We start from the raw sequence: 23,034 nt of genomic DNA, 5'->3' as shown, positions 1-23,034 counted from the left end.
TGACAAGCAGAAGACAATTTTCACATAATGAATCACCATGACCCCCAGGAAGGAGAGAGAATATGAACAGCATCCCCTCTATTGTCAGCAGCCATCAAGCATTTTTCGCGGCAGGGCATACAAAATCAATTGACTCAAGACTGGACGTCTTAAAGAAACTGAAACACACCATCAAAGCGTATGAAGCAGACATCACAGCCGCTCTCTATCAGGATCTTCACAAATCTGAACAAGAAGCATACTCAACGGAAATCGGCATCGTTCTGGAGGAAATCAGCTTTGTGATGAAACGGCTGAAAAAATGGGCCAAGCCGAAAAGAGTCAAAACGCCATTGACCCATATCGGTTCCAAAAGTGTCATTATCCCCGAGCCGTATGGCACCGTCTTGGTGATTGCGCCATGGAACTATCCCTTGCAGCTGGCGCTTTCTCCATTGATCGGAGCCATTGCGGCCGGAAACACGGTCGTTCTCAAACCCTCAGAATATACGCCAGCTGTTTCGGCTGTTCTTTCCGATCTCATCCGCGACGTTTTTCCCGATCATTATGTCGCTTTGGCGGAAGGCGGGCCGGACATCAGCACAGCTTTATTACAGCAGCCGTTCGACTACATATTTTTTACGGGAAGCGTCGCCATAGGAAAAGTTGTCATGGAAGCGGCGGCCAAACAATTAATTCCTGTCACCTTAGAGCTCGGAGGCAAAAGCCCCTGCATCGTGCATAAGGATGCTGACATCAAGCTTGCCGCCAAACGCATCGTCTTCGGGAAATTTACGAATGCGGGCCAAACCTGCATCGCACCGGATTATTTGCTCGTTCACGAAGACATCAAAACAGTGCTTGCGGAAGAAATGAAGCGTGTCATTGGCGAGTTTTACGGACCGCAGCCCGAACTGAATCCGGCTTATGGCAAAATCGTCAGTGAACGCCACTATCAGCGGCTGCTGAGCTTTCTGAAAGACGGCGTCGCGCTAAGCGGCGGCCAAGCCGATCACAGGCACCACAAAATAGCGCCGACCATTCTCGATCAAGTCACAGATGATTCCCCTGTAATGCAAGAGGAAATTTTCGGACCCATTCTTCCGCTGTTTACATATCGCGGCATCGATGAAGTCATTGAGAAAATCAAGTCGCGTCCCAAGCCGCTCGCCCTGTATGTGTTTACGACAAACCAAACAATTGAACGAGAGGTATTAGAAAACCTGTCGTTTGGCGGCGGCTGTGTCAACGATACGTTAATGCATGCCGCGACACCGTATTTGCCATTTGGCGGCGTGGGAGAAAGCGGAATCGGCAGCTATCACGGATTTGACAGTTTTAATACATTTACGCATAAAAAAAGCGTCGTCAAGCAAACGAACCGCTTCGACTTCGCTTTCCGTTATCCATCCTCCAAAAACGGCTTGCGTTTGATTCGAAAAATACTCAAATAAAAAAGCGCAGGCCATCTGCGCTTTTTATAAATCCTTTATACACCAATCAATCGGAGCCTCACCCATTTTCTCCAAGAAGGCATTTGCCCTTGAAAATGGCCTGCTGCCAAAAAATCCGTTTCTTGCTGAAAACGGGCTGGGATGCGTCGATTCAATAATAAAATGCTTGGACGTATCGATCCGTTCTTTTTTCATTTGGGCATGCCGGCCCCACAATATAAAGATGATCGGCCGCTCTCTTTCATTCAGCACGTCAATCATCCGGTCAGTCAGCCGCTCCCAGCCTTTTCCCTTATGGGAATTCGCCTGTCCGCGCCGCACCGTGAGCACGGTATTCAGCAAAAGAACCCCCTGCTTCGCCCAGCTGACGAGCGACCCGTGATTCGGTATGGTGCATCCGATATCATCCTGAAGCTCGAGAAAAATATTTTTTAATGAAGGCGGCTGCTTCACGCCCGGCTTTACGGAGAAGCTTAAGCCTTGAGCCTGTCCAGGCCCGTGATACGGATCTTGGCCGAGAATGACCACCTTGACATCATCGTACGGCGTATAGTGCAGCGCATTAAAGATATCGCGGCTGTCCGGATAGATCGTCTCCTCCATGTATTCCCGCTTCAGCATTTCTCTCAGCTCTTGATAATACGGTTTTTCAAACTCTTCCTTCAGCTGTTCCCACCAGCTGTCCTGTAAAAGCTGTTTCAACATGCAAACCTCCTTACGAACGATGAAGTCTGGAATAGACAGGTTTGCCATCCCAAACAATCTCACTTTGTGCTTCCCGCCTCTTCATGTCAGGCTCTTCAAGCAGGACGGCAAAGTTTTTCGTCGGCAGTTCCCCTAGTCCGTGCTTCTCGCTTAAACGATCCAAATATTGCTTCCGCTTGGCGCCAAGGTCTGCGGACTGATTGTCTCCCGCGTCACTGAATGCATATATCACACTGGCACAAGGCACACGCTTGACCCGGTAATCCTTCGCTGCACGCAAGTAAAAATCCCAGTCCCAATAATTATGCACATCAGCATCGAAATACCCGATCTCATCGTGCAGGAAACGTCTGTACATGCTGCCCGACGGCACGTAGGTCGAGAACACTCTCATATCCTCATAATCAGCGGTATACGCAAATAACTTCCGCGAAATCGGATATCTTGTCCCTTCCCTCTCTTCAAACGACACAATTTCGGCATCAGAATGAACGAAATCTGCCGTTTCCATTTCCTTCGCCATTCTTTCCAGATGGCCCGGCGTGAAGAAATCATCATCATCACAAAGCATGATACAGTCGCCTGACACCTCTTTGACACCCGCATTTCTCGCGGCCACATGACCTGAGTTCTTCTCTAAATCAATCACAACAATCGGCAGATCCGGATACAGTGCTTTGGCCCGCTCAACCGATTCCCCGGCATCATTGACAATAATGACTTCATACGGCTTCATAGTCTGCTGCGAAATCGACTCCAGCAGCTCGCACAAAGCCGGAATCCGATTATAGGTCACAATTACGATAGAAATCTTCATGATGCTCTCCTTCTCATTTTCATAGTCATGTACTATTAAAACATATATTGGACGGGAGATCAGTGGGAAGATCCTACCGAACTGTGAAATGGAAACTACAGAAACAGCAATGTGACGCCTACCAGAAGCACCATAATCAGCATCAGATCTGCGCATACACGAACGACATCTTTCAGGCGGACGCCATTCGGCAGGACGAGATGCCATAGCTTCGATTGATAGACCGGCAGCAGCACCAATGCGTAAGAAAGGCACAAAAAAGTGAATGCCGGCGGAACAAAAGCACAGCCTGCATCGTCCCAATCCCTCACAATTTCAGAAACACTCGTTCCATCTGATAAGAACAAACCAATCAGCAAGGCCAGCAGAACAAAGGACCCCAATTGAACATCAAACAGACGCATGCGTTGGTGGCAAGCAAGCCTGAGTGCCCAAAACCAGCCTATAGAATAGAAGAATAATAGAAAAATGATTGCACCAGCAGTAAAAACAACATCTGGCAGCCTATCGAACAAAAAAACAAGCGGTACGGACACAGCCATAACCAAAAGCATGGAGGCACCCACAAACAAAAATACAGCCACATGAATAACAAAGCCATATAAACAAGAGCCGAGTCTCATGACAATCCCCCTTATTACATAGAAATTCTATGTATATACCTAAAAAATCAGGCAAGCTGGCACCTGCCAAAATAACAGCCTATTCGTCCGCACGCCGGAAATAACAGCGTAGCACAAGCACACGCCCCTATAAACCAAGGTGTCAGCAAAGATTGAAACAGCGCAGCAGGAACGAGATCAAACAGAAAAACAAACATAAAAATAACGTTCGGCACCATGGAAATAAGAATCGTATGTAAAACAAGCCGTTCACCGCGTTGCCCGAACTCCCTGACGCCTTGGTACCCAATCAGCACCCAATAGAGAATATAAGCAGCTAAAATCAGCCACACAGAAACAGAAATGCCTTTCCACACTGCATGAACAAAGGGAGATTCTAACCATGCATGCAATGCCGTAATGATAATACCTGCTGCAAATAAAGCACTATTGCAGAAAAGATGGAATAATAAAAACGTACGGGCGGATACAGGCTGTTCTTTCTGAAAGGAAGACACAATCTCATCCGGTGTGCCAAATTCCCGAAGCAAACATTCCATGGCTTCCGCCTCACTCTTTCCCTCTTGAATGAAGTGAAACAAGTGGTGTTCAATATGGTTTTCGATCTCTTCGATCATCGCTTCACAATCAGAAACCCCTTTAAGCCCGTTTTTCACTTTATATATATAAGTCTCTTTATCCATTCTGTCCGCCCCGCTTCAGCATTCGGTCCATCATGGCTGAAAACATGCTCCATTCCTTTGTGCGCTCTGCCAGGATCTCTCTGCCGTCTTCTGTAATCCGATAATACTTACGATCCGGGCCTTTCTCCTGCTTCTCCCAATAGGAAGAAATATATCCTTGCCGTTCAAGTTTATGAAGGGAAGGATACAATGTTCCCTCTTTCATTTGCAGTTCATGATCGCTGCGGCTTCCCATCTCTTTTACAAGCTCATAGCCATACATCGGCCTCTCACTCAGGAGCGTTAATACCAATATCACAGTGCTGCCTTTAATCAGCTCACGATTTAACATGACAAAACCCCTACCTAGTTTTCTTATGTAGCATTTTATGAAATCACCCTGATATTGTCAATTGATTCCTATAAACCTTTCATATTGTGATAAGCAGAAAATCTAACTATAATGAGATATAAAACATTGATGGAGGTTCAACACATGTCTATGCATAAAGCACTCACGATTGCCGGCTCCGATTCCAGCGGCGGCGCGGGAATTCAAGCTGATTTAAAAACATTTCAAGAAAAAAACGTATACGGGATGACGGCCTTAACGGTGATCGTCGCGATGGACCCAAACAACAGCTGGGACCATCAAGTCTTTCCGATCGATCCTGACACGATTCGCGCCCAGCTCGCAACGATTGTAGACGGCATCGGTGTGAACGCCATGAAAACAGGAATGCTGCCAACCGTTGAAATTATTGAGCTTGCGGCGAAAACGATCAAGGAAAAACAACTGCAAAACGTCGTGATTGATCCGGTTATGGTTTGCAAAGGGGCAAATGAGGTCCTTTATCCAGAGCACGCGCAAGCCCTGCGTGAACAATTGGCACCGCTCGCTACCGTGATTACGCCAAATCTGTTCGAAGCCAGCCAGCTCAGCGGCATGGGCGAATTAAAAACGATTGAAGACATGAAAGAAGCGGCGAAAAAAATCCACGCCCTCGGTGCTCAATATGTTGTGATTACAGGCGGAGGCAAGCTGAAGCACGAAAAAGCTGTAGACGTTCTGTATGACGGAGAAACAGCGGAAGTCCTTGAAAGCGAAATGATTGATACGCCTTATACACATGGCGCCGGCTGTACGTTCTCCGCAGCGGTGACAGCAGAACTCGCAAAAGGTGCGGAAGTCAAAGAAGCGATTTACGCGGCGAAAGAATTTATTACAGCTGCGATTAAAGAATCCTTCCCGCTGAATCAGTATGTCGGACCTACGAAGCATTCTGCTTTGCGCCTGAATAAGCAATCATAAGCGTAACAGGCTGCCTTATAAAGAGGCAGCCTGTTTTTATGTTCAATCTTACATATTGGGACGCTCTGTCGCATTCCATTTCACATCTTCGTAACCGTCCGCCTCAAAAATGTCTATATCACAAGAGTCTTTGTGCGTTTCATCTGCCGCTTCCATACTTGAAAGTAGTCCTCTTTTGCAACAGAAAAAACTGCCGATCACATCGGCAGCCTGTTTATTTGGTTTTTAAATTGTTCGCAGATGATCTCAAAAATGTTTCTATCGACTGAACAAAAAGTGCATATTCCTTCATTTGTTCATATGCCCGTGAAAGGGTTTCTGCCGCTTCACTATGCGGCGATGTTCCCCGAAGCATTTTTTTCAGCTGAAGAAGCACATCCTTATACTCTTCCCGCTTATCCTCAACATGATCCGCAGCCTTTTCTAAACATTCCGGTGTTATCTTCTGTTCATGTATATTCAAGAAAACAACTCCTTTTACAGAAAAAAAATAGTAGGTTATCGTTGAAGAATAGCACAGATGGCACAGATTTCACATAAGAAAATAGGAGGATTTTCTACATGAGTGTCCAAATTCCGACTTTCATTTCAGATTTTCCATTTGATCTCGCTGTCACTTCATCATTTCCCGGGAAAGGAAAATATCTCGCACTGAATACCTCTTCCCCATGATTGATAAAGACTTCCACAGATGACGCGTCGATAAACATGTGCACTGTGTGCAGATTGCTGATTCGGCAATGTCTCGCTTCTGTTCTTGTACCGTCAAAGCTTGTGCGCGTTAGCGTGATAAGCCCTTCTTCCTTCTGGAAAGAGAATGTGGCAGTGGCTCGGATATCGATTTCAAAACCAGACTCCGTACTAATGTCTTCAATCAAAATCTCAGCTCTTTCAGGATTTTCGACTGGCAGCGTACCAGACGATCCATACATGTTGATTTGAACTTCCTGCCTATTTTTCCGCATCGCTTTCAGCTCGGGAAGCGGCTGCTGAATCAGCTTCTCCCCTGATAGCGTCAGCTGTCTCGGCAGCGTCATGCAGTGAATCCAGTGATAATCTTTCGTCGGATGATCCTTCTCATCCTGATCAGGTACAGCCATCCACGCAAACAGTATCCGGCGTCCCTGATCGTCTTCAAGTGTTTGCGGCGCGTAAAAATCAAAGCCTTGATCAAGCTCCGTAAACGCAGCATGCATCAGCCCCATTTTTTCATAATTGAGCCGGCCTACAAAATATCCAGATTGATACACATTTTGATAACGATAGCCGTCAGTTTCAAGTCCTTGGGGCGAGACAATCAGCACTTCAGAGCCTTGAAGAGAAAACAGGTCAGGGCACTCCCACATATACCCGAAACCGTTCAGTCCGTTGAGGCCGGCACCTATTATCGGGCCAAGAAACGCCCATTCTGTCAGGTTATCGGAAGTAAACAAAACAGCTTGGCCTTTCATGTTCTCCGTTTGTGCACCGATCACCATATACCATTTTCCTTCATGCTCCCACACCTTCGGATCGCGAAAATGAGCTGTATAGCCTTCCGGAAGGCGGGCGACAACACCTTTTTTCTCAAAGGTCAGCCCATCATCCGATACAGCAAGGCACTGATACGTTTCCCGATTCCCATCCTGATCCCTGACATTTCCTGTGTAAAACAGATAGAGCCGGTCATCTTTGACAACAGCGCTGCCCGAGTAGCAGCCGTTTTTATCAAACCAATCACTCGGAGCCAGTGCAATCTCTTCCCGCTTCCAATTCACAAAATCGCGTGTCGTATAATGCCCCCAAAACTTTGCGCCGTGCCCCGTCTGAAACGGCTGCCACTGAAAAAACAAATGATAGACTCCTTTCCAATACACCACGCCATTTGGATCATTCAGCAAACCAACCGGAGGCATGATGTGAAAGTGCTGGCGGTGCGGATCGCTGGCAGCGATATGTTCTTTTTTCTCAATTTCTTCATAAGCCCGGCGACGCAGCTTCTGATCATGTGCTGTCATTTTTTTCTCTCCTCATCTTCGTTAATTTTCATGACAAACGCCGCAATGAATGCTGATACTGCTGCAATAACCATTCCTATCATATAGTTTACTAGATTTCCAAAGCCAAACGGTGCTGCAATGGCGATCATCGGAATGCCTGTTAACCCGTAAGCGTTTGCAGCAACATGTGTAAATACGACATACGCGCCGCCCAACGCGCCCCCGATCATGGCGGCGATAAACGGCTTCCGGTATCGAAGGTTCACCCCGAAAATGACAGGCTCTGTAATGCCTAGAAAAGCGGAAAATGCCGCCGGAAGAGCGATTTCCTTCGTTTTTGCCTTTTTCGCTAAAAAGAAGACAGCAAGGCCGGCCCCACCTTGGGCGACATTCGCCATAGACCAAATCGGCAATAAATAGTTCCTGCCAAGATCTGAAATGAGCCCCGCCTCAATCGCATGGAAGCTGTGATGAACACCTGTCAGGACGATCAGTGAATAGGTGCCTCCGAAAAGAAGGCCTGCGACAAAACCGGCATGATCATACACATATGTTAAAGCAACAGTAATACCGGAGCCAAGCGCTCTTCCTAGAGGACCGATGGCAATAAATGCGACAAACCCGGTGACAATGACAGTAACAAAAGGCGTAACAAGCAAATCGACCGCATGCGGAACCACTTTTCTTGTCCATTTCTCTACCTTGCTCATGACGTAAACTGCCAGCAGAACAGGGATGACAGTTCCCTGATATCCGAGAAGCGCGATATCAAACCCGAAAAGATGCATATAATCAGGTGATGCTTCCGCCAGACCCCATGGATTCAAAAGAGTGGGGTGTATCATGATTCCCCCGATGACCGCTCCTAAATACGGATTGCTTCCAAACTCTTTTGAAGCGCTGACCCCGATCAAAATCGGCAGGAAGATAAATGCCGCGCTTGAAAACATATCGAGGAGCTGCAGCAGCGCAGAGTCCTTACTCATCCAATGAAAGGCATTGATCATTCCCAATAACCCCATTAACAGGCCGCTGGCTACGATGGCTGGAATGATCGGAACAAAAATATTCGAAAGCGTTTTCGCAAATCTCGCTGCAGGGTTCAGTTTCTCTTTAGCAGCATCCTGGTGATTCACATGTTCTTCACGCTCTACATCGGCTTCCTTAGAAAAAGCGTCATACACTTTATTGACAAGGCCTGTTCCAAAAATAATCTGGTATTGGCCTGAACTGCTGAAAGCGCCTTTGACGCCTTCAAGCTCTTCTACTTGTGCTTGATCTATCTTTGATTCATCCTTAATCACCAAACGCAGTCTTGTCGCACAATGAGCCGCGCTGATAATGTTTTCTTGTCCCCCGAGAAGCTCAATGAGGCGTTTTGCAGTCTCTTTGTAATCCATCTTCTTCTCCCCCTTTTATAAACAAAAAAGACCTAAAATTCGCCAACGAATAAAGGACACAACGATCCTTTTTCATTTACGCAAATTTTAGGTCTTGCCTGCTTTACCAGTCACAATCCCGCTTATTCGAATAAAGAATACGCTTTCATCATAATTGATGACAGCGTTTTCGTCAACTGTTTTTTTAGATAAAAAGTGATGTAAAACATTTAGACAAAAAGTCGTAAATATTAATTGTGAAATACTTCACAATATCGTGCTATACTATGCTCATCTATCAAAGAAAGCAGGAAAAGACAATGGAAACTCAAGCATTGCAAAAGGTTGAACAGTATGCTTTAAGAAAACAAAACATATTCGTTTCAAGCAAAATCCGTTATTTGCTCAGATCCATTTTGGCCAGCATGTTTATCGGTTTTGGCATTACAGCCGCAAGCAAAACAGGCAGCTATTTCTCTATTGCCGACTCACCGTTTGCCTTCCCGGCTGCCGCTGTGACATTTGGAGCTGCTATTGTATTAATTGCCTACGGAGGCGGGGATTTATTCACCGGCAACACCTTTTATTTCACTTATACCGCACTCCGGAAAAGAATCCGCTGGCGCGACACCCTGTACCTGTGGGTTTTCAGCTATACCGGCAATTTGATCGGAGCCGTTTTGTTTGCGATTCTTATCAGCGCAACCGGGCTTTTCGAGGGGGCATCCCATTCCTTTTTGATTCATCTGGCAGAGCACAAGATAGAGCCGCCTGCCTCAGAGCTGTTTTTCCGAGGAATGCTGTGCAATTGGCTTGTATGTCTCGCTTTTTTCATTCCGATGTCTCTCAAAGGAGAAGGGGCAAAGCTGTTTGCCATGATGCTTTTCGTTTTCTGCTTTTTTATTTCCGGTTTTGAACACAGCATTGCCAATATGTGCACATTTGCGATCTCACTTTTGATCGATCACCCTGATACAGTCACACTGGCGGGAGCAGCCAGAAACTTAATTCCTGTTACACTCGGCAATCTGGCCGCAGGAATTGTGATGATGGGCTGGATGTATCACATGCTGAATGCCGATCAATAAAAAAACTTCCAGAGATCACTCCCTGCAAGTCAAAGCGGTTATTCCGAGAGATCTTGAAGACGCTGGACATGCAGCGTGATATAGCCGGCCTCGGACTCCGGCAAATGTAATTGATATTCATTTTTCAGAAACTCCGCCAGCTCCAGCGCACATTGATAGGCAAATGAATACTTTTTTTGGATGAAATAAAGCATCTCTTCGTCCATGGCATGAAACGCTTCATTTGATTCCAACCGGCTGACCGCGTATCGCAAATGCGTGACAAGGCGTTGATAGGAAATGCTGTTTTCATCCACCTTTCGATTAAAGTAGTTTTCTATTTTCTCTATCATTTCTTTTATCATCGTCGTATGCTTCAGCGCTGAATACATACTCTCTGCATCCATCTTTGCCGTATGGATGTGAAGGGCAATATAACCCGCTTCATCTTCAGGCAGAGACACGCCCAATGTCTCTTTTACATGTCCGATCGCCCACAGGCCGATCTCGTATTCTTTTTTATAGAGCGCCTTTATCTCATGCAATAATTTATTTTGCACAAGCAGCCCATTTTGAATCCTTTCGATCGCAAAGGACAAATGGTCAGAAAGCGCGATATGAACATGGTCGCTCAGCGGCGCCGCGAGCTCCCCTTCCGCATAGCTGATGATTTCCTCAGCTATGTCAATATGCTCCTCAGGCAGTGTTTGCAGGATTTGTTTAAATTTTTCATTCTCGTCGTGCACGACAAAAATCTTTTCTACTTTATTCATAGGGATGAGATCATTTTTCTTTTTTTGAAAAGCGATGCCCGGACCCATAACGATTTTTTCCTGATCATCCTCTTTGATTAAAGCCGCATTGTTGTTTAATACCTTATAGATTTTCAAGAGGCTCTCTCTCCCGCCAAATTAGCTTTTATGACTGGGATTTTACCTCCTTTTGACCGCCATGTAAAGCTGCGGGCCGGCCCTCTCCTGCTTTGGCGATTCCTTGAAGGCTTGCAGACATCTTCTTTTATAGAGAGCGGCGGCTTTCGCTTTCTGTTTTTCTTCGTCATTCACAGCCATCCGCCATTCATAAAACGAAACCAGTCCTGCGGCTTGCACCGCCGCTTTTCTTTGATATGTACGCTGAGCCGAATAAATAGCGGCAGCCGCATGTTTTCGGTCCGGCGCCACCCAGTTCATCAAAAAGACCATCCACACCCGTAAAGATACAAACAAACGTTTCATAGAAAAACATCCCTCCGCTTCTTTTTGGCAGGCAGCCTTTTTAGCAGCCCGTTTTTTCAGCCGCAGCTCACAGGAAAAGACGGCCGATTTCTTTTCTCGCAAACTAGCAGCTCTAGCAAAACTCATGACTCTATGATAGACCGTGGAAAGAGAATTCTTTGTCACAATATGAGTGAAAAAACAAACTAGTTTTAAGAAGTTTTGTTGAAAGCTGAAAGAAATGAAATGAAAATTGGAGAACGGCTTTAAAAAGTTTATACACAAGTTATCCCAAAGATAAGAACAACTTAATCACAAGAGATATCCACATGTCCACAAACCCCATCTATATTTTGTATAAGAACATATATTCCCAACTATATATATACACAGCTTTATTCACTTATACACAGGGTTCTGTGTATAACTCCTTCCTTATACACAACCAAAATCCAATAAATGGTCCAAATGACACAAGGATTTTTTTGAATTTTCAAGAAATATATACTAGATATTTAACACTTTTTCTAAACACAAAGGGGGAAACACATTGAAAAACGGGATTATTCGTTTTCTGCTTCTAGGTTTGGTTTTATTCTTTACGTTATCCACAGGCATTACAGGTGTACAGGCAGCACCGGTTTCTTCAAAAGGATCGGCGAATCTGGAAAAGGCCGAGGTATTCGGTGATATTGACATGACAACAAGCAAACAAACAACGGTGATTGTGGAATTAAAAGAAAAATCCTTAGCAGAGGCGAAAGAAGCGGGAGTAAACCAAACGAAAAGCAAGCTCAAAAACGCCCGCTCAAAAGCAAAAAATAAAGCCGTGAAAGCGGTGAAAAACGGAAAAGTAAAACGAGAATATGAGCAGGTATTCTCCGGATTTTCTATGAAGCTTCCAGCTAATGAAATTCCAAAACTTCTAGCAGTAGATGACGTTAAAGCTGTGTACCCGAACGTCACTTACAAAACAGACAATATCAAGGAGCAAGACATCACCATCTCCGAGGACGCTGTCTCTCCGCAAATGGATGACAGCGCGCCATATATCGGAGCAAATGATGCATGGGATTTAGGCTACACAGGGAAAGGCGTCAAAGTGGCTGTTATTGATACAGGGGTTGAGTACAATCACCCTGATCTGAAGAAAAACTTCGGACAATATAAAGGATACGATTTTGTAGACAATGATTACGATCCGAAAGAAACACCGACAGGCGATCCAAGAGGCGGAGCCACTGACCATGGAACACACGTGGCCGGAACTGTCGCTGCAAACGGTACGATTAAAGGCGTAGCGCCTGATGCAACACTTCTCGCTTACCGCGTTCTCGGACCGGGAGGAAGCGGCACAACAGAAAACGTCATCGCCGGTGTAGAACGTGCAGTTCAGGACGGAGCAGATGTGATGAACCTGTCTCTCGGAAACTCGTTAAACAACCCGGATTGGGCGACGAGCACAGCGCTTGACTGGGCCATGTCAGAAGGCGTTGTCGCCGTTACATCAAATGGCAACAGCGGACCAAACGGCTGGACAGTCGGATCGCCAGGCACATCCAGAGAAGCGATTTCTGTCGGCGCAACGCAGCTCCCGCTCAATGAATACGCCGTCTCATTCGGCTCTTACTCTTCAGCAAAAGTCATGGGCTATGACAAAGAAGAGGACGTCAAGGCGCTTCACAATAAAGAGGTTGAGCTTGTCGACGCTGGCCTCGGCGAAGAAAAGGACTTTGAAGGAAAAGATCTGAAAGGCAAAGTGGCACTCGTCAAACGGGGCAGCATTGCTTTTGTGGATAAAGCAGATAACGCAAAAAAAGCAGGCGCCATCGGCATGGTTGTGTATAACAACCTGTCCGGAGAAGTTGAAGCCAATGTGCCAGGCATGTCAGTACCAACGATTAAGCTTTCATTAGAAGACGGCGAAAAACTCATCAGCGCCATGAAAGCAGGCGAGACAAAAGCAACATTCAAGTTGACGGTCTCAAAAGCGCTCGGTGAACAGGTTGCCGATTTCTCATCCCGCGGCCCTGTGATGGACACGTGGATGATTAAGCCGGATATTTCCGCGCCAGGCGTCAATATCGTCAGCACCATTCCGACACATGATCCTGACAATCCATATGGCTACGGGTCAAAACAAGGAACAAGCATGGCATCACCTCATATTGCCGGAGCGGTTGCCGTTATCAAACAAGCTAAACCGAAATGGAGCGTTGAACAGATCAAGGCTGCCATCATGAATACCGCCGTCACATTAAAGGATGGCGACGGAGAAGTCTATCCGCATAACGCTCAAGGCGCAGGCAGCGCAAGAATTATGAACGCGATCAAAGCCGACTCGTTCGTCACACCGGGAAGCTACTCGTACGGCACATTTTTGAAGGAAAAAGGAACCGAAACGAAAAAAGAAACCTTTACAATTGAAAATCAATCTTCCATTAGAAAATCATACACGCTAGAATACTCATTTAACGGAAGCGGCATTTCCACATCCGGCACAAGCCGTGTTGTGATTCCGGCTCATAAAACCGGAAAAGCCACTGCAAAAGTAAAGGTCGACACAAAGAAAACAAAAGCAGGCACCTATGAAGGAACAGTCATCGTTAGAGAAGGCGGAAAAACCGTCGCCAAGGTTCCTACATTGCTGATCGTAAAAGAGCCGGATTATCCGAGGGTAACGTCTGTCTCAGTTAATGAGGGCTCTGAACAAGGCACCTATGAAATTGAAACCTACCTTCCTGCGGGAGCGGAAGAGCTGGCATTTCTCGTCTATGACAGCAACCTTGACTTTGCAGGCCAAGCCGGCATTTATAAAAACCAAGATAAGGGCTATCAGTACTTTGACTGGGACGGCACGATCAATGGGGGCACAAAGCTCCCAGCCGGTGAATATTATATGCTCGCCTATGCAGCGAACAAAGGCAAATCAAGCCAGGTTCTGACTGAAGAGCCGTTTACTGTTGAATAAAAAGCAGCCCTGCCGAGAAACATCGGCGGGGCTTTTTTCATGCAGGCTTTAGCGGCTTCATGCCTCAGCAAACGCCTCCTGTAAAAGGCGATAAGAATGAAGTTTATCCTCAAATCGGTTCGTAATGGTTACCGCCATGATTTCCTCTGTACCATAAGCCTTACTCAAGGACATCAGCTGTTCCTTGACCTGTTTTTTCGTACCGACAATCATTCGGTTTCTGTTATCAGCAATTCGTCTTTGTTCATAAGGAGAGTACGTATTTTGCCGGACAGCCTCATAATCAGGAACGCCTTCTAAAGGAATGCCCTGCTCACCCGCCAAGAGAGTAAAATCAAGCACTGCCCCCAGCTGCTCCGCTTTCTCCGCTGTATCCGCACATAGAACAAAAACAGCAACTGCCGCCCGAGGTGTTTCTCCTAACACAGACGGCTTAAATCGTCTCATATATTGTCTGACCGTATCCTCCCCGCCCTCGCCATTGATAAAATGGGCAAACATATAGCCGGCACCCGATTCAGCGGCGAGCAGCGCGCTTTCTCCAGATGAACCGAGCAGCCACACATCAGGCGCAGTTGAAATATGCGGCGCAGCCGTTAAATTAGGAAACCGGTGACTGTCATCCGCCAAATCATGCAAATACATCGTCAGCTCCTTGATTTGCTGCGGGTACTGATCGGCATTGCGTTTCCCGCCGTCATTCAGCGCCCAAGATGCAATCGGCATTCCTCCCGGCGCTCTGCCTAGGCCGAGATCAATTCTTCCCGGTGTCAGCCCCTCCAGCACACGGAAATTCTCAGCTACTTTATAGGCACTGTAGTGCGGCAGCATGACACCTCCTGATCCCACCCTGATCCGGTTCGTTTTCGCCGCAATGTGGCTGATCAGCACCTCTGGACTGGACCCTGCCAGACGCTTTGAAAAGTGATGCTCTGAAACCCAAAATCTCTTATACCCAAGATCCTCAGCCGCCTGGGCAAGCTCAACGGTTTCCCGTAATGCCGTTTCTGCAGAGCTTCCCTCGGACACCGGAGATTGATCTAATATACTTAATGATAACATCCCTACCACCTCGTCCTCATCGTATCACTGATCCATTATTTTTTCTTCTAAGCCGCTCACACTGTTCATCAGTGTCCCCCGATCAATCGTCATTTATTTGGTCATCTTGTCTCTATTTGTCGGAATATGTTACACGTGAAACATAAAAACCTCTCCGCCAGCGGAGAGGTTTCACATTTAGTTCTTATTAAAACCTTTTTCTTTCACATATTCATTTAAGTACGTACGCGGTTTCTGCTTCATAAAGTTCAGAATTTGGTCAGACCACGTTTCCACCCGCTGACCATTTGTTCTTTCTCTATAATAATCAGAAATGGTTTTGTCATATGCACTCATATGTTTACGAAAATCATCGTCATTCACGTTATAGGTATTTTCATGATATACAGCCTGCTTCGGCAATCTCGGTTTTTTGCCGGATAGGTTGGCAGGGTGTCCTACAGCCAGGCCAAAAAGCGGGAGCACATGGTCAGGCGTTTGCAGCACCTCTGTCACCTTGTCCAGTTCATTCCGAATGCCTCCGATATAACATATGCCAAGCCCCATTGATTCTGCGGCGATGCTCATATTTTGAGCCGCAAGCGCAGCATCAATTAAACTGACCATAAACATTTCCGTATTTTCCAGCAGCTCAGAAATAGGTTCGCCTTTTTCTTCAGCCAGTTTTTGATGTCGGTACAAGTCCGCACAAAACACAAAAAAGTGCCCGTTATGTTCTACATAAGGCTGATTCCCCGCAAGCACAGACAGTTCACGCTTTTTCTCCGGATCGGAAACACCGATAATCGAATAAGCCTGCACATAGCTGGACGTAGGCGCAGCCTGCGCGCTTTTCACTAATGTATCAATTTCCTCAGCTGTCAGAAGCTGATCAGTAAAAGATCGGATCGACCGATGGTTTAAAATGGTTTCAATTGTGTTGTTCATCACAAGGACCTCCTTATCTGTTTATCATATCCCAAAAAAAGTGAAGTCAAAAGTGAAATGCTCTGAAACAAAAAAAGACAGCCCTTTAGAGGCTGTCTGCATTTTATGAATTAAACAAATAACTTCTGTATCTCGTCAACTGAACACTCGCATTATACACAATACCGAAACCGATTAACGTGGCAAGCGTCGAGCTACCCCCATAGCTGACAAACAGCAGCGGAATCCCGGTAACAGGCATAATACCGATATTCATCCCGATATTCTGGAATGTGTGGATAACAATTAACGCCGTATAACCTACGCAAAAGAAAGAAGCAAAACGGTTGAATGGATGGATCTTGTCAATCAAAACAACAAGTCTATAGATTAAGAAGAAGAACATGATAACAACAAAGGCACAGCCTAAAAAGCCAAATGATTCACCTATTATAGAAAAAATGAAGTCAGTCGTACTTTCCGGAACATAAACCTTTAAATCAGAAATACCATTTCCTATAATGCCACCAGATCCTATAGCCATGATAGCTTGATCAACCTGCCAGCTGCTATTTGCATCTTCCTGCGTCTCACTTGAATCAGAAACCCAAGAAGTGACCCGCTTAATTTGATAATCCTGTATCCCAACTGATTTAGCAACGTCAGGAAAGTTAATCATGACTAATAAAATGAGTGAAATGAATAGGATACCTGAACCGGCAATGATCGTGATCAACTTCCAATTTATCCCTGACATAAAAACCATTACAAGAACGATAAACATACATATTCCCGCCGTCCCAGCATCTTGCATCAGGATAAGACCAACAGGGATAACAGCTACACCCGCAATCTTTAATAAAAGGTGAATATCATCTCTAAGCGTCCGAACTCCTTTAGGGTTAGCTTTTCCGATGACTGACGCAATCATCATAATCAAACCAACCTTCATAAACTCTGACGGCTGTATAGTTATTCTTCCAATTCTAAACCAACTTTTTGCTCCTTTAATGACAGGTGCAATGGACTCAGGGCTGATTTTAAGAATAATCAAAGATAAAATACCAATGATAAAAATATATAAACTTAATTTTTCAAGCTGTTCTAAATCAAAATACAGAAGAACTGTAATGGCAACAGCCCCCAAAAAATAAAACACAATTTGCTGTATCCAATCCGTATTCCCATACTGCCCAAACTGACCGGCAGCATAAATTGATACTACGCTTATGATAAAAAACACACCAAATATAAAAATCAAATCCCCCTGATAAAAGGGGCTTTGCTGTTTCTTATATCGACTCATTCTATCCCGCCTTACATTTTCATCGGAAAATCACTAATGTTTATTATACATGAACCACGTTCAAGATGACACGTGAAGCTCGTTTCCTTTTTTGTTTTTTGCGCGCATTTGCGCCGCTTTTTCAGCTACACGAAATATGACGTATCATAAACCGAAATGTTTCGATTGACACAAAACTTTTCATATGAAAAAAACCCTATTTCTCAAGGGTTATGAATGCAGCCTCTTATTAAATAAGTTGATTTGCTCAAAGATTTATTGAATGTTCCTATCGTATATCAAGTTCCCAGAAAACCAATGCCTAAGTAAACAAACTGTTCCATTCACGGTTTCCATACATTCTCCTAGCGGATTGGCGATAAAAAATAAGGCAATAGTGCCAGACCATTTCTGCAAATACCTGTATCAATTTCTGGAAAACATGGTATAATAATTGTAACAAAATGTTCACAAAACAACCACAAAACAGACACAATTCATTTCCTCTACTTCATTTTTGTAAACGCTGTCACAAAATGAAAGGAGACGGGTATGATGGACATGTTTTTTGCTTATTTATTGGTTGCCAGCGCTACTCCCCTCTTTATTTGGCTCGATAACAAAAAAGTCGCACTCTCTGCTATTCCGCCAATTATTTTAATGTGGGTATTCTTCTTCTTTTACGCAACAGAAAGCCTTTCTCCACTCGGACACACTCTCATGATTATCCTGTTTGCCGTCAACGTCATTGTCGCTCATATCGCAGCTTTTATCATTTATGGCCTTCCTTATCTTCGCAGAAAGCGAAGCAGCAGCTGAAACAGCAAAAAAACCCTCTTCTGACGAAGAGGGTTTTTGCTTATTTGTTGTGGCCTGAGTGCTCTGAGTGTTCAGCGCCTCCAGGAGGATTTCCGTCCATATGGTCACCGTGATGATAGTGGGCCGCGAAAATCCAGATGGATCCAAGCACGATAACGATCGCACCGAAGAATCCGAACAGCGTGTTTCCGACTTGGATACCGCCATTTTCGCTCTCTGTCATGTGCATGAACATGAGAAGCTGGAGCGCCGCCTGAATGAAGGCGAAGCCGAAAATGATCCAAAGTTTTGCTGATGAGCTCAGGTCAGTATACACTGCAACCCATAGAGCCAGCAGGGTCAAAACAATAGACAGTGCAAAACCTACAATGTGCTTCCATGGAAAGTGACTGTGTTCAGCAGATTTGTTTGCCATTTTACAGACCCCCCAATCCCATGAGATAGACACCTGTAAAGATGAAAATCCATACAACATCTAAGAAGTGCCAGTACAAGCTTGAGATAAAGATTTTAGATGAAGTTTGCGGAGTTAAGCCGCGTTTCTTCAACTGAATCAGAATTCCTGTAATCCAGAAAATACCGATTGTTACGTGAGTTCCGTGAGTTCCAAGTAAAACAAAGAATCCAGACCAGAACGCACTTGTACCGAGAGATGCTCCTTCATGTACATAGTGGACAAACTCGTTGATCTCACAACCGACGAAGCCGGCGCCGAGAAGAAGAGTAATAATTGTCCAAATGACTACGCCTTTTAAACTTCCGCGGCGCATTTCATGAACAGCGATCCCGCAGGTAAAGCTGCTGATAAGCAGCAAGAACGTCATAATCATTACCAGATTCACTTCAAACAGTTCGTCCGGTAAGACACCTCCTGCTGTTCTGTTTTGAAGAACGAAGAAGGTTGCAAATAGTGTTGAGAACAACACAATTTCTGCCCCTAAAAAGATCCAAAACCCGAGAATATTAAGTCTGCCGGTTTCAGATTGATATTCCATAGGCGCGTTAGAATTGCCGTGTTCTGCATGTTCCATAACTCACGCCTCCTTATTCGGAAATCTTTCTTTCCGTCTCTTTTATTTCATCAACACTAACGTAGTAGCCATTGTCGTATTCGAATGAACGCAGAACCATGCAGAGCAGGACTCCGATCAATCCGACTACGCCCATCCAGTACCATTCAAAGACAAGTCCAAAGCCGGCGATACCGAAGGCAACAGACATAAAGAACGGTCTGCCTGAGTTGCTTGGCATATGGATTTTCTTGAATTTGCTTTCAGGGTATAATTCAGTTTTTTCTTCTTTCATATGCAGGAATGCATCTTGAGATTTGACTTCAGGAAGCACCGCAAAGTTGTAGTGCGGCGGAATCGCAGATGAAGTCGCCCAATCAAGCGTACGTCCCACACCCCATGAATCTCCGCTGATTTCACGAGTAGAGTAACGGAAGCTGTAGTAGATGTTATAGCAAAGGATTAAGAATCCTACACCCATCATGAAAGCTCCGACTGTTGAGATAAAGTTCAATGTTGTCCAGCCGTCATTCGGTCCGTATGTGTAAATACGGCGAGGCATGCCTTGAAGCCCCAAGAAATATTGCGGGAAGAAACAAATATTGAACCCGATCATAAAGATCCAGAAGAACCATTTTCCGATTTTTTCGTTCAGTTTGTGGCCGAACATTTTTGGATACCAGAAAATAAATCCTGCGAAACAAGCAAATACAGTACCCGCGATCAGCACGTAGTGGAAGTGAGATACCAGGAAGTACGTATTATGGTATTGATAATCCGCTGCTGCCATCGCAAGCATAACCCCTGTAACCCCGCCGATAACGAAGTTAGGAATGAACGCAAGCGCCCACAGCATAGGCGTTGTAAAGCTGATTCGGCCTTTATACATTGTAAAGAGCCAGTTAAAGATTTTAACCCCGGTCGGAATCGAGATTGCCATTGTCGTAATTGAGAAGAATGAGTTAACGGACGCACTGTTCCCCATTGTGAAGAAGTGGTGAGTCCAAACTAAGAAACTCAATACGGAGATGGCGATAATAGAACCAACCATCGCTTTGTAACCAAACAATTGTTTTCTTGCAAAGCTTGAGATAATTTCTGAGAAAATACCGAACGCCGGAAGAATAACGATATATACTTCAGGATGTCCCCAAATCCAGAACAAGTTGGCCCAAAGCATCGGCATACCGCCTGCTTCCAGTGTGAAAAAGTGAGCGCCGAACAAACGATCAAATGATAATAGTGCTAAAGCTACTGTAAGCACAGGGAAAGCAAACACGATAATAACCATTGTGATCAGTGTTGTCCATGTGAACATTGGCATACGCATCAGTGTCATGCCTTTTGTTCTCATTTTTAAGATTGTGACCATAAAGTTGATCCCTGTCATCAGGGTACCGATACCGGCAATCTGAAGTCCGAGGAGGTAGTAGTTCTCACCCGGCCCAGGGCTCATGTCGTTACTTGCAAGCGGCATATAACTTGTCCAGCCTGCGTTCGGAGAACCTCCGATAACGAAAGAAATATTGAAAAGCATAGCCCCTACGAAGAACGTCCAGAAGCTCAGGTTGTTCAAGTAAGGAAATGCAACGTCGCGAGCACCGATTTGAAGAGGTACAACAACGTTAATAAGACCGATTAAAAACGGCATCGCCATGAAGATAATCATGATCGTACCGTGAGTCGTAAAAATTTCATTATAGTGGTTTGAGTCTAAAAAACTGTTATTCGGAAGCGCTAGCTGGGCACGCATCATCAAACCGTCGACACCGCCGCGGAATAACATAATTACAGCAGAGATAATATACATGATTCCGAGTTTTTTGTGGTCAACAGTTGTTATCCATTCAGACCAGAGCCATTTCCATTTCTTGAAGTAGGTAAGTACAACAATGATGGCGATGGTAGATAGTGCAATGGAAACTTGTGCGCCCAGAATTAATGGGTCACCTGTTACAAAAAATTCATCCCATTTAAATTTCATGCGGGCTTCCTCCTTTCCTGATCAATATCATTCTTCTGTATCATCAGACTTCTTAAATTCATTTTCCTTTACGTTTTCAAACGGATCTGTTTTAGAGTGCGGTGAAACGGCTTGATAGCCAAGGCGTTTGCGGGCCTCCATCGCGTATTCTGCGTCTTGTCCGTGATCAACGTATTTTAAGTGAGTAGAAGAGAACGTTAATTCGTCCACATTTTCAGGAAGCATCAATTGATCATACTTCTCTTTTGTCAGCTTAGGAGCCTCATTTTGAGTCTTTTTCACCCAGCTGTTAAAGTCTTTTTCTGTTACAGCATTCACATCAAACTCTTGGTCGGCAAAATGTTCACCTGTAAAGTTCGCGTTGCGGCCTTCATAAGTTCCCACTTCATCAGCCTGTAAGTATTGATCCATCAGCATTCCTGCCATCGCGTATTTTTGTCCTCCAAGCTGAGGAATCCATAGCGATGCCATTGAATCTGCAGATGAGATTTTAAACAAGATCGGGCGGTCGACAGGAATGTTTAAGTAGTTGACCGTTTCAATATCCTGTTCAGGGTAGCTGAATACCCATTTCCAGTCTACCGAAGTAGCGTAAACAACAAGAGGCTCTTTATCCTTTGTTGCTTCAGGAGCTTTTTCTAACGAATATATCGTCTGTACGGTTGGCACAGAAAGTGCGATGACGATTAAAATTGGGATCACTGTCCAGACTACTTCTAAGAACGTGTTACCGTGAATTTCTGGGTTATAAGATCCATTATCTTTGCCTTTACGGTCGCGGTATTTTACTAAAATAATGGTAAATAGAACAAAGACGACCCCGACAATAAACAGCATAAATCCGATAGATAACAGGATTAAATCACTTTGCTGATCAGCCACAGGCCCTTTCGGATCTAGTACTGAGGCATTGCTGCATCCCCCAAGGACGAAAACCACAGTTAACAGCGCTAATACAAGTAACGGTTTTATTGCTCTGAACAAGAAGATCACCATCCTTCCTATTGATGTAATAAATCTGAAGTGCATACTTCCTCAAAATCTTTTCTCTACTTTGTTATGCTATCAAAAACTTCACTTATTAGCTTTATTTTTTTATAAACTTCAGCCCATTTTCGCTTAAATGTCATAAAATCGACAAAAATTGCTCCAACTTTATTCATATCTATCGCTTAAGATGAAAAGTTTCTAGTTATTTCCGCATATAAGTAAAGAAAGATGATGAAGAACTAATTCTACTGACAAATAAAGGTTTACCACAATAAAAAACCAAGGTCAATCAAAAATTTCATTTTGTTAAACATTCTACAAGGGAATTAATTTTTCCTTGCCTAGCACCTTTTCACACGATTACCATTTTAACGCAACCAATATTGAAAGAAAAGGCTGAATAGAGCGGCGATATGCTCTGAACTGATCCCGCTTTTTTATTAGCACATTCAATTGTTTATCTTATACAAAAAGGAGGAATGATATAAGCAAATAAATTTAAAATAGGATGTGTTGCATGATGAGTTTCATAATTTCACTTATCGTCGCTATTATTATCGGATGGGTTGGCAGCCTGTTTGTAAAAGGAGATATGCCCGGAGGAATTATCGGGTCGATGATCGCAGGTCTTATCGGTGCCTGGATCGGCCACGGGCTGCTTGGAACATGGGGACCGCACCTTGCCGGATTTGCCATTATCCCGGCGATTATCGGTTCAGCCATTGTTGTATTTCTAGTAAGCCTCTTAGCAAGAAAAAGAGGATAAGAGCAAAAGAGCCCAAAGCGTCACGTTTTGGGCTCTTTTTTCAATAGTAA

The 23,034-nt window shown here is 44.7% G+C and carries 23 protein-coding genes; 6 read left to right on the top strand and 17 right to left on the bottom strand.

Annotated features, from left to right (window positions below):
- Positions 1-62 precede the first annotated feature (62 nt).
- Positions 63-1,433 (top strand): aldehyde dehydrogenase, encoded by a 1,371-nt coding sequence (locus tag H7F27_RS01870; RefSeq protein WP_185848486.1) that lies wholly within the window; start codon positions 63-65, stop codon positions 1,431-1,433.
- Between the two features lie 24 nt (positions 1,434-1,457).
- On the opposite strand, the gene H7F27_RS01865 is transcribed toward H7F27_RS01870, so the two are convergent.
- From H7F27_RS01865 to H7F27_RS01845, 5 genes are all read right to left on the bottom strand, one after another.
- Complete coding sequence (locus H7F27_RS01865; RefSeq protein ID WP_103671906.1) at positions 1,458-2,135, bottom strand: uracil-DNA glycosylase; 678 nt, start codon at positions 2,133-2,135, stop codon at positions 1,458-1,460.
- A gap of 13 nt (positions 2,136-2,148) precedes the next feature.
- Entirely contained in the window at positions 2,149-2,955 is an 807-nt protein-coding gene (locus H7F27_RS01860) for a glycosyltransferase family 2 protein (RefSeq protein WP_095712748.1), read from the bottom strand.
- A 95-nt stretch (positions 2,956-3,050) separates the two neighbouring features.
- Positions 3,051-3,578 carry a hypothetical protein gene (locus tag H7F27_RS01855; protein ID WP_103671840.1) on the bottom strand — a complete coding sequence of 176 codons (528 nt, stop codon included), beginning with the start codon at positions 3,576-3,578 and terminating at the stop codon, positions 3,051-3,053.
- A gap of 47 nt (positions 3,579-3,625) precedes the next feature.
- Complete coding sequence (locus tag H7F27_RS01850; RefSeq protein WP_103671839.1) at positions 3,626-4,261, bottom strand: permease prefix domain 1-containing protein; 636 nt, start codon at positions 4,259-4,261, stop codon at positions 3,626-3,628.
- Positions 4,254-4,592 carry a PadR family transcriptional regulator gene (locus H7F27_RS01845; protein WP_095712745.1) on the bottom strand — a complete coding sequence of 113 codons (339 nt, stop codon included), beginning with the start codon at positions 4,590-4,592 and terminating at the stop codon, positions 4,254-4,256. Before H7F27_RS01845 ends, H7F27_RS01850 begins: the two co-directional genes overlap by 8 nt.
- Before the next feature lie 144 nt (positions 4,593-4,736).
- On the opposite strand from H7F27_RS01845, the gene H7F27_RS01840 reads away from it, so the two are divergent.
- Positions 4,737-5,552, top strand: a complete 816-nt coding sequence (locus H7F27_RS01840) for a bifunctional hydroxymethylpyrimidine kinase/phosphomethylpyrimidine kinase (protein WP_185848485.1) — start codon at positions 4,737-4,739, stop codon at positions 5,550-5,552.
- 214 nt (positions 5,553-5,766) lie between these two features.
- Here H7F27_RS01840 and H7F27_RS01835 read toward each other — a convergent pair whose 3' ends face one another.
- From H7F27_RS01835 to scrA, 3 genes are all read right to left on the bottom strand, one after another.
- Positions 5,767-6,015 carry a hypothetical protein gene (locus tag H7F27_RS01835; RefSeq protein ID WP_024123279.1) on the bottom strand — a complete coding sequence of 83 codons (249 nt, stop codon included), beginning with the start codon at positions 6,013-6,015 and terminating at the stop codon, positions 5,767-5,769.
- A 94-nt stretch (positions 6,016-6,109) separates the two neighbouring features.
- Positions 6,110-7,549, bottom strand: a complete 1,440-nt coding sequence (sacA, locus tag H7F27_RS01830; protein WP_103671837.1) for a sucrose-6-phosphate hydrolase — start codon at positions 7,547-7,549, stop codon at positions 6,110-6,112.
- Complete coding sequence (gene scrA / locus H7F27_RS01825) at positions 7,546-8,931, bottom strand: PTS system sucrose transporter subunit IIBC (protein ID WP_024123281.1); 1,386 nt, start codon at positions 8,929-8,931, stop codon at positions 7,546-7,548. Before scrA ends, sacA begins: the two co-directional genes overlap by 4 nt.
- 299 nt (positions 8,932-9,230) lie before the next feature.
- On the opposite strand from scrA, the gene H7F27_RS01820 reads away from it, so the two are divergent.
- Positions 9,231-9,998: a formate/nitrite transporter family protein gene (locus H7F27_RS01820; RefSeq protein ID WP_185848484.1), complete on the top strand. Its 768-nt coding sequence runs from the start codon at positions 9,231-9,233 to the stop codon at positions 9,996-9,998.
- A 38-nt stretch (positions 9,999-10,036) separates the two neighbouring features.
- Here H7F27_RS01820 and sacT read toward each other — a convergent pair whose 3' ends face one another.
- Together sacT and H7F27_RS01810 are read right to left on the bottom strand one after the other, a co-directional pair.
- Entirely contained in the window at positions 10,037-10,867 is an 831-nt protein-coding gene (gene sacT, locus H7F27_RS01815; protein WP_185848483.1) for a sac operon transcriptional antiterminator SacT, read from the bottom strand.
- Positions 10,868-10,909: 42 nt separating this feature from the next.
- A complete protein-coding gene (locus H7F27_RS01810; RefSeq protein WP_185848482.1) occupies positions 10,910-11,212 on the bottom strand; it encodes a hypothetical protein in 303 nt (100 codons plus the stop codon).
- 529 nt (positions 11,213-11,741) lie between these two features.
- Here H7F27_RS01810 and H7F27_RS01805 point away from each other — a divergent pair.
- Complete coding sequence (locus H7F27_RS01805; protein WP_185848481.1) at positions 11,742-14,162, top strand: S8 family peptidase; 2,421 nt, start codon at positions 11,742-11,744, stop codon at positions 14,160-14,162.
- A gap of 57 nt (positions 14,163-14,219) precedes the next feature.
- On the opposite strand, the gene H7F27_RS01800 is transcribed toward H7F27_RS01805, so the two are convergent.
- From H7F27_RS01800 to rodA, 3 genes are all read right to left on the bottom strand, one after another.
- Entirely contained in the window at positions 14,220-15,224 is a 1,005-nt protein-coding gene (locus H7F27_RS01800) for an LLM class flavin-dependent oxidoreductase (protein WP_185848480.1), read from the bottom strand.
- 177 nt (positions 15,225-15,401) lie between these two features.
- Entirely contained in the window at positions 15,402-16,151 is a 750-nt protein-coding gene (gene nfsA, locus H7F27_RS01795) for an oxygen-insensitive NADPH nitroreductase (RefSeq protein ID WP_185848479.1), read from the bottom strand.
- Between the two features lie 103 nt (positions 16,152-16,254).
- Positions 16,255-17,436, bottom strand: a complete 1,182-nt coding sequence (rodA, locus tag H7F27_RS01790; RefSeq protein ID WP_024123289.1) for a cell shape-determining peptidoglycan glycosyltransferase RodA — start codon at positions 17,434-17,436, stop codon at positions 16,255-16,257.
- Positions 17,437-17,967: 531 nt separating this feature from the next.
- Between rodA and ywcE the strand changes: the two genes are divergently transcribed.
- On the top strand, positions 17,968-18,234 hold the full coding sequence (gene ywcE, locus H7F27_RS01785; protein ID WP_081638379.1) for a spore morphogenesis/germination protein YwcE: 267 nt from the start codon (positions 17,968-17,970) through the stop codon (positions 18,232-18,234).
- A 40-nt stretch (positions 18,235-18,274) separates the two neighbouring features.
- Here the strand turns inward: ywcE and qoxD are convergent, their stop codons facing one another.
- Genes qoxD through qoxA form a run of 4 tightly spaced genes read right to left on the bottom strand, consistent with a single transcriptional unit; the run spans position 18,275 to position 22,221 of the window.
- Entirely contained in the window at positions 18,275-18,649 is a 375-nt protein-coding gene (gene qoxD, locus H7F27_RS01780; protein WP_095712737.1) for a cytochrome aa3 quinol oxidase subunit IV, read from the bottom strand.
- 1 nt (position 18,650) lies between these two features.
- Positions 18,651-19,265: a cytochrome aa3 quinol oxidase subunit III gene (gene qoxC, locus H7F27_RS01775; RefSeq protein ID WP_003236031.1), complete on the bottom strand. Its 615-nt coding sequence runs from the start codon at positions 19,263-19,265 to the stop codon at positions 18,651-18,653.
- 13 nt (positions 19,266-19,278) lie between these two features.
- Positions 19,279-21,228, bottom strand: coding sequence for a cytochrome aa3 quinol oxidase subunit I (gene qoxB / locus H7F27_RS01770; protein WP_010332354.1), 1,950 nt, complete (start codon positions 21,226-21,228; stop codon positions 19,279-19,281).
- A 27-nt stretch (positions 21,229-21,255) separates the two neighbouring features.
- Positions 21,256-22,221 carry a cytochrome aa3 quinol oxidase subunit II gene (qoxA, locus tag H7F27_RS01765; protein ID WP_081638380.1) on the bottom strand — a complete coding sequence of 322 codons (966 nt, stop codon included), beginning with the start codon at positions 22,219-22,221 and terminating at the stop codon, positions 21,256-21,258.
- A gap of 517 nt (positions 22,222-22,738) precedes the next feature.
- On the opposite strand from qoxA, the gene H7F27_RS01760 reads away from it, so the two are divergent.
- The gene (locus H7F27_RS01760; RefSeq protein WP_010332356.1) at positions 22,739-22,984 is read left to right on the top strand and encodes a GlsB/YeaQ/YmgE family stress response membrane protein; all 246 of its coding nucleotides are present in this window, start codon (positions 22,739-22,741) and stop codon (positions 22,982-22,984) included.
- The last annotated feature ends 50 nt before the right edge of the window (positions 22,985-23,034 follow it).

Origin of the sequence: Bacillus sp. PAMC26543, assembly GCF_014250375.1 — a bacterium.
Lineage (GTDB): Bacteria > Bacillota > Bacilli > Bacillales > Bacillaceae > Bacillus > Bacillus halotolerans.
Note: the sequence above shows the minus strand (reverse complement) of the source record. Positions and strands in the feature narration are given on the sequence as shown.

Excerpts from the sequence above, each read along its gene's own strand:
- ywcE (WP_081638379.1), top strand. The coding sequence starts at position 17,968 with ATGATGGACATGTTTTTTGCTTATTTATTGGTTGCCAGCGCTACTCCC.
- qoxD (WP_095712737.1), bottom strand. The coding sequence starts at position 18,649 with ATGGCAAACAAATCTGCTGAACACAGTCACTTTCCATGGAAGCACATT.
- sacA (WP_103671837.1), bottom strand. The coding sequence starts at position 7,549 with ATGACAGCACATGATCAGAAGCTGCGTCGCCGGGCTTATGAAGAAATT.
- H7F27_RS01850 (WP_103671839.1), bottom strand. The coding sequence starts at position 4,261 with ATGGATAAAGAGACTTATATATATAAAGTGAAAAACGGGCTTAAAGGG.
- H7F27_RS01810 (WP_185848482.1), bottom strand. The coding sequence starts at position 11,212 with ATGAAACGTTTGTTTGTATCTTTACGGGTGTGGATGGTCTTTTTGATG.
- nfsA (WP_185848479.1), bottom strand. The coding sequence starts at position 16,151 with ATGAACAACACAATTGAAACCATTTTAAACCATCGGTCGATCCGATCT.
- qoxC (WP_003236031.1), bottom strand. The coding sequence starts at position 19,265 with ATGGAACATGCAGAACACGGCAATTCTAACGCGCCTATGGAATATCAA.
- H7F27_RS01860 (WP_095712748.1), bottom strand. The coding sequence starts at position 2,955 with ATGAAGATTTCTATCGTAATTGTGACCTATAATCGGATTCCGGCTTTG.
- H7F27_RS01855 (WP_103671840.1), bottom strand. The coding sequence starts at position 3,578 with ATGAGACTCGGCTCTTGTTTATATGGCTTTGTTATTCATGTGGCTGTA.
- H7F27_RS01845 (WP_095712745.1), bottom strand. The coding sequence starts at position 4,592 with ATGTTAAATCGTGAGCTGATTAAAGGCAGCACTGTGATATTGGTATTA.
- H7F27_RS01840 (WP_185848485.1), top strand. The coding sequence starts at position 4,737 with ATGTCTATGCATAAAGCACTCACGATTGCCGGCTCCGATTCCAGCGGC.
- rodA (WP_024123289.1), bottom strand. The coding sequence starts at position 17,436 with ATGAGTCGATATAAGAAACAGCAAAGCCCCTTTTATCAGGGGGATTTG.
- H7F27_RS01800 (WP_185848480.1), bottom strand. The coding sequence starts at position 15,224 with ATGTTATCATTAAGTATATTAGATCAATCTCCGGTGTCCGAGGGAAGC.
- scrA (WP_024123281.1), bottom strand. The coding sequence starts at position 8,931 with ATGGATTACAAAGAGACTGCAAAACGCCTCATTGAGCTTCTCGGGGGA.
- H7F27_RS01760 (WP_010332356.1), top strand. The coding sequence starts at position 22,739 with ATGAGTTTCATAATTTCACTTATCGTCGCTATTATTATCGGATGGGTT.
- H7F27_RS01820 (WP_185848484.1), top strand. The coding sequence starts at position 9,231 with ATGGAAACTCAAGCATTGCAAAAGGTTGAACAGTATGCTTTAAGAAAA.
- qoxB (WP_010332354.1), bottom strand. The coding sequence starts at position 21,228 with ATGAAATTTAAATGGGATGAATTTTTTGTAACAGGTGACCCATTAATT.
- H7F27_RS01870 (WP_185848486.1), top strand. The coding sequence starts at position 63 with ATGAACAGCATCCCCTCTATTGTCAGCAGCCATCAAGCATTTTTCGCG.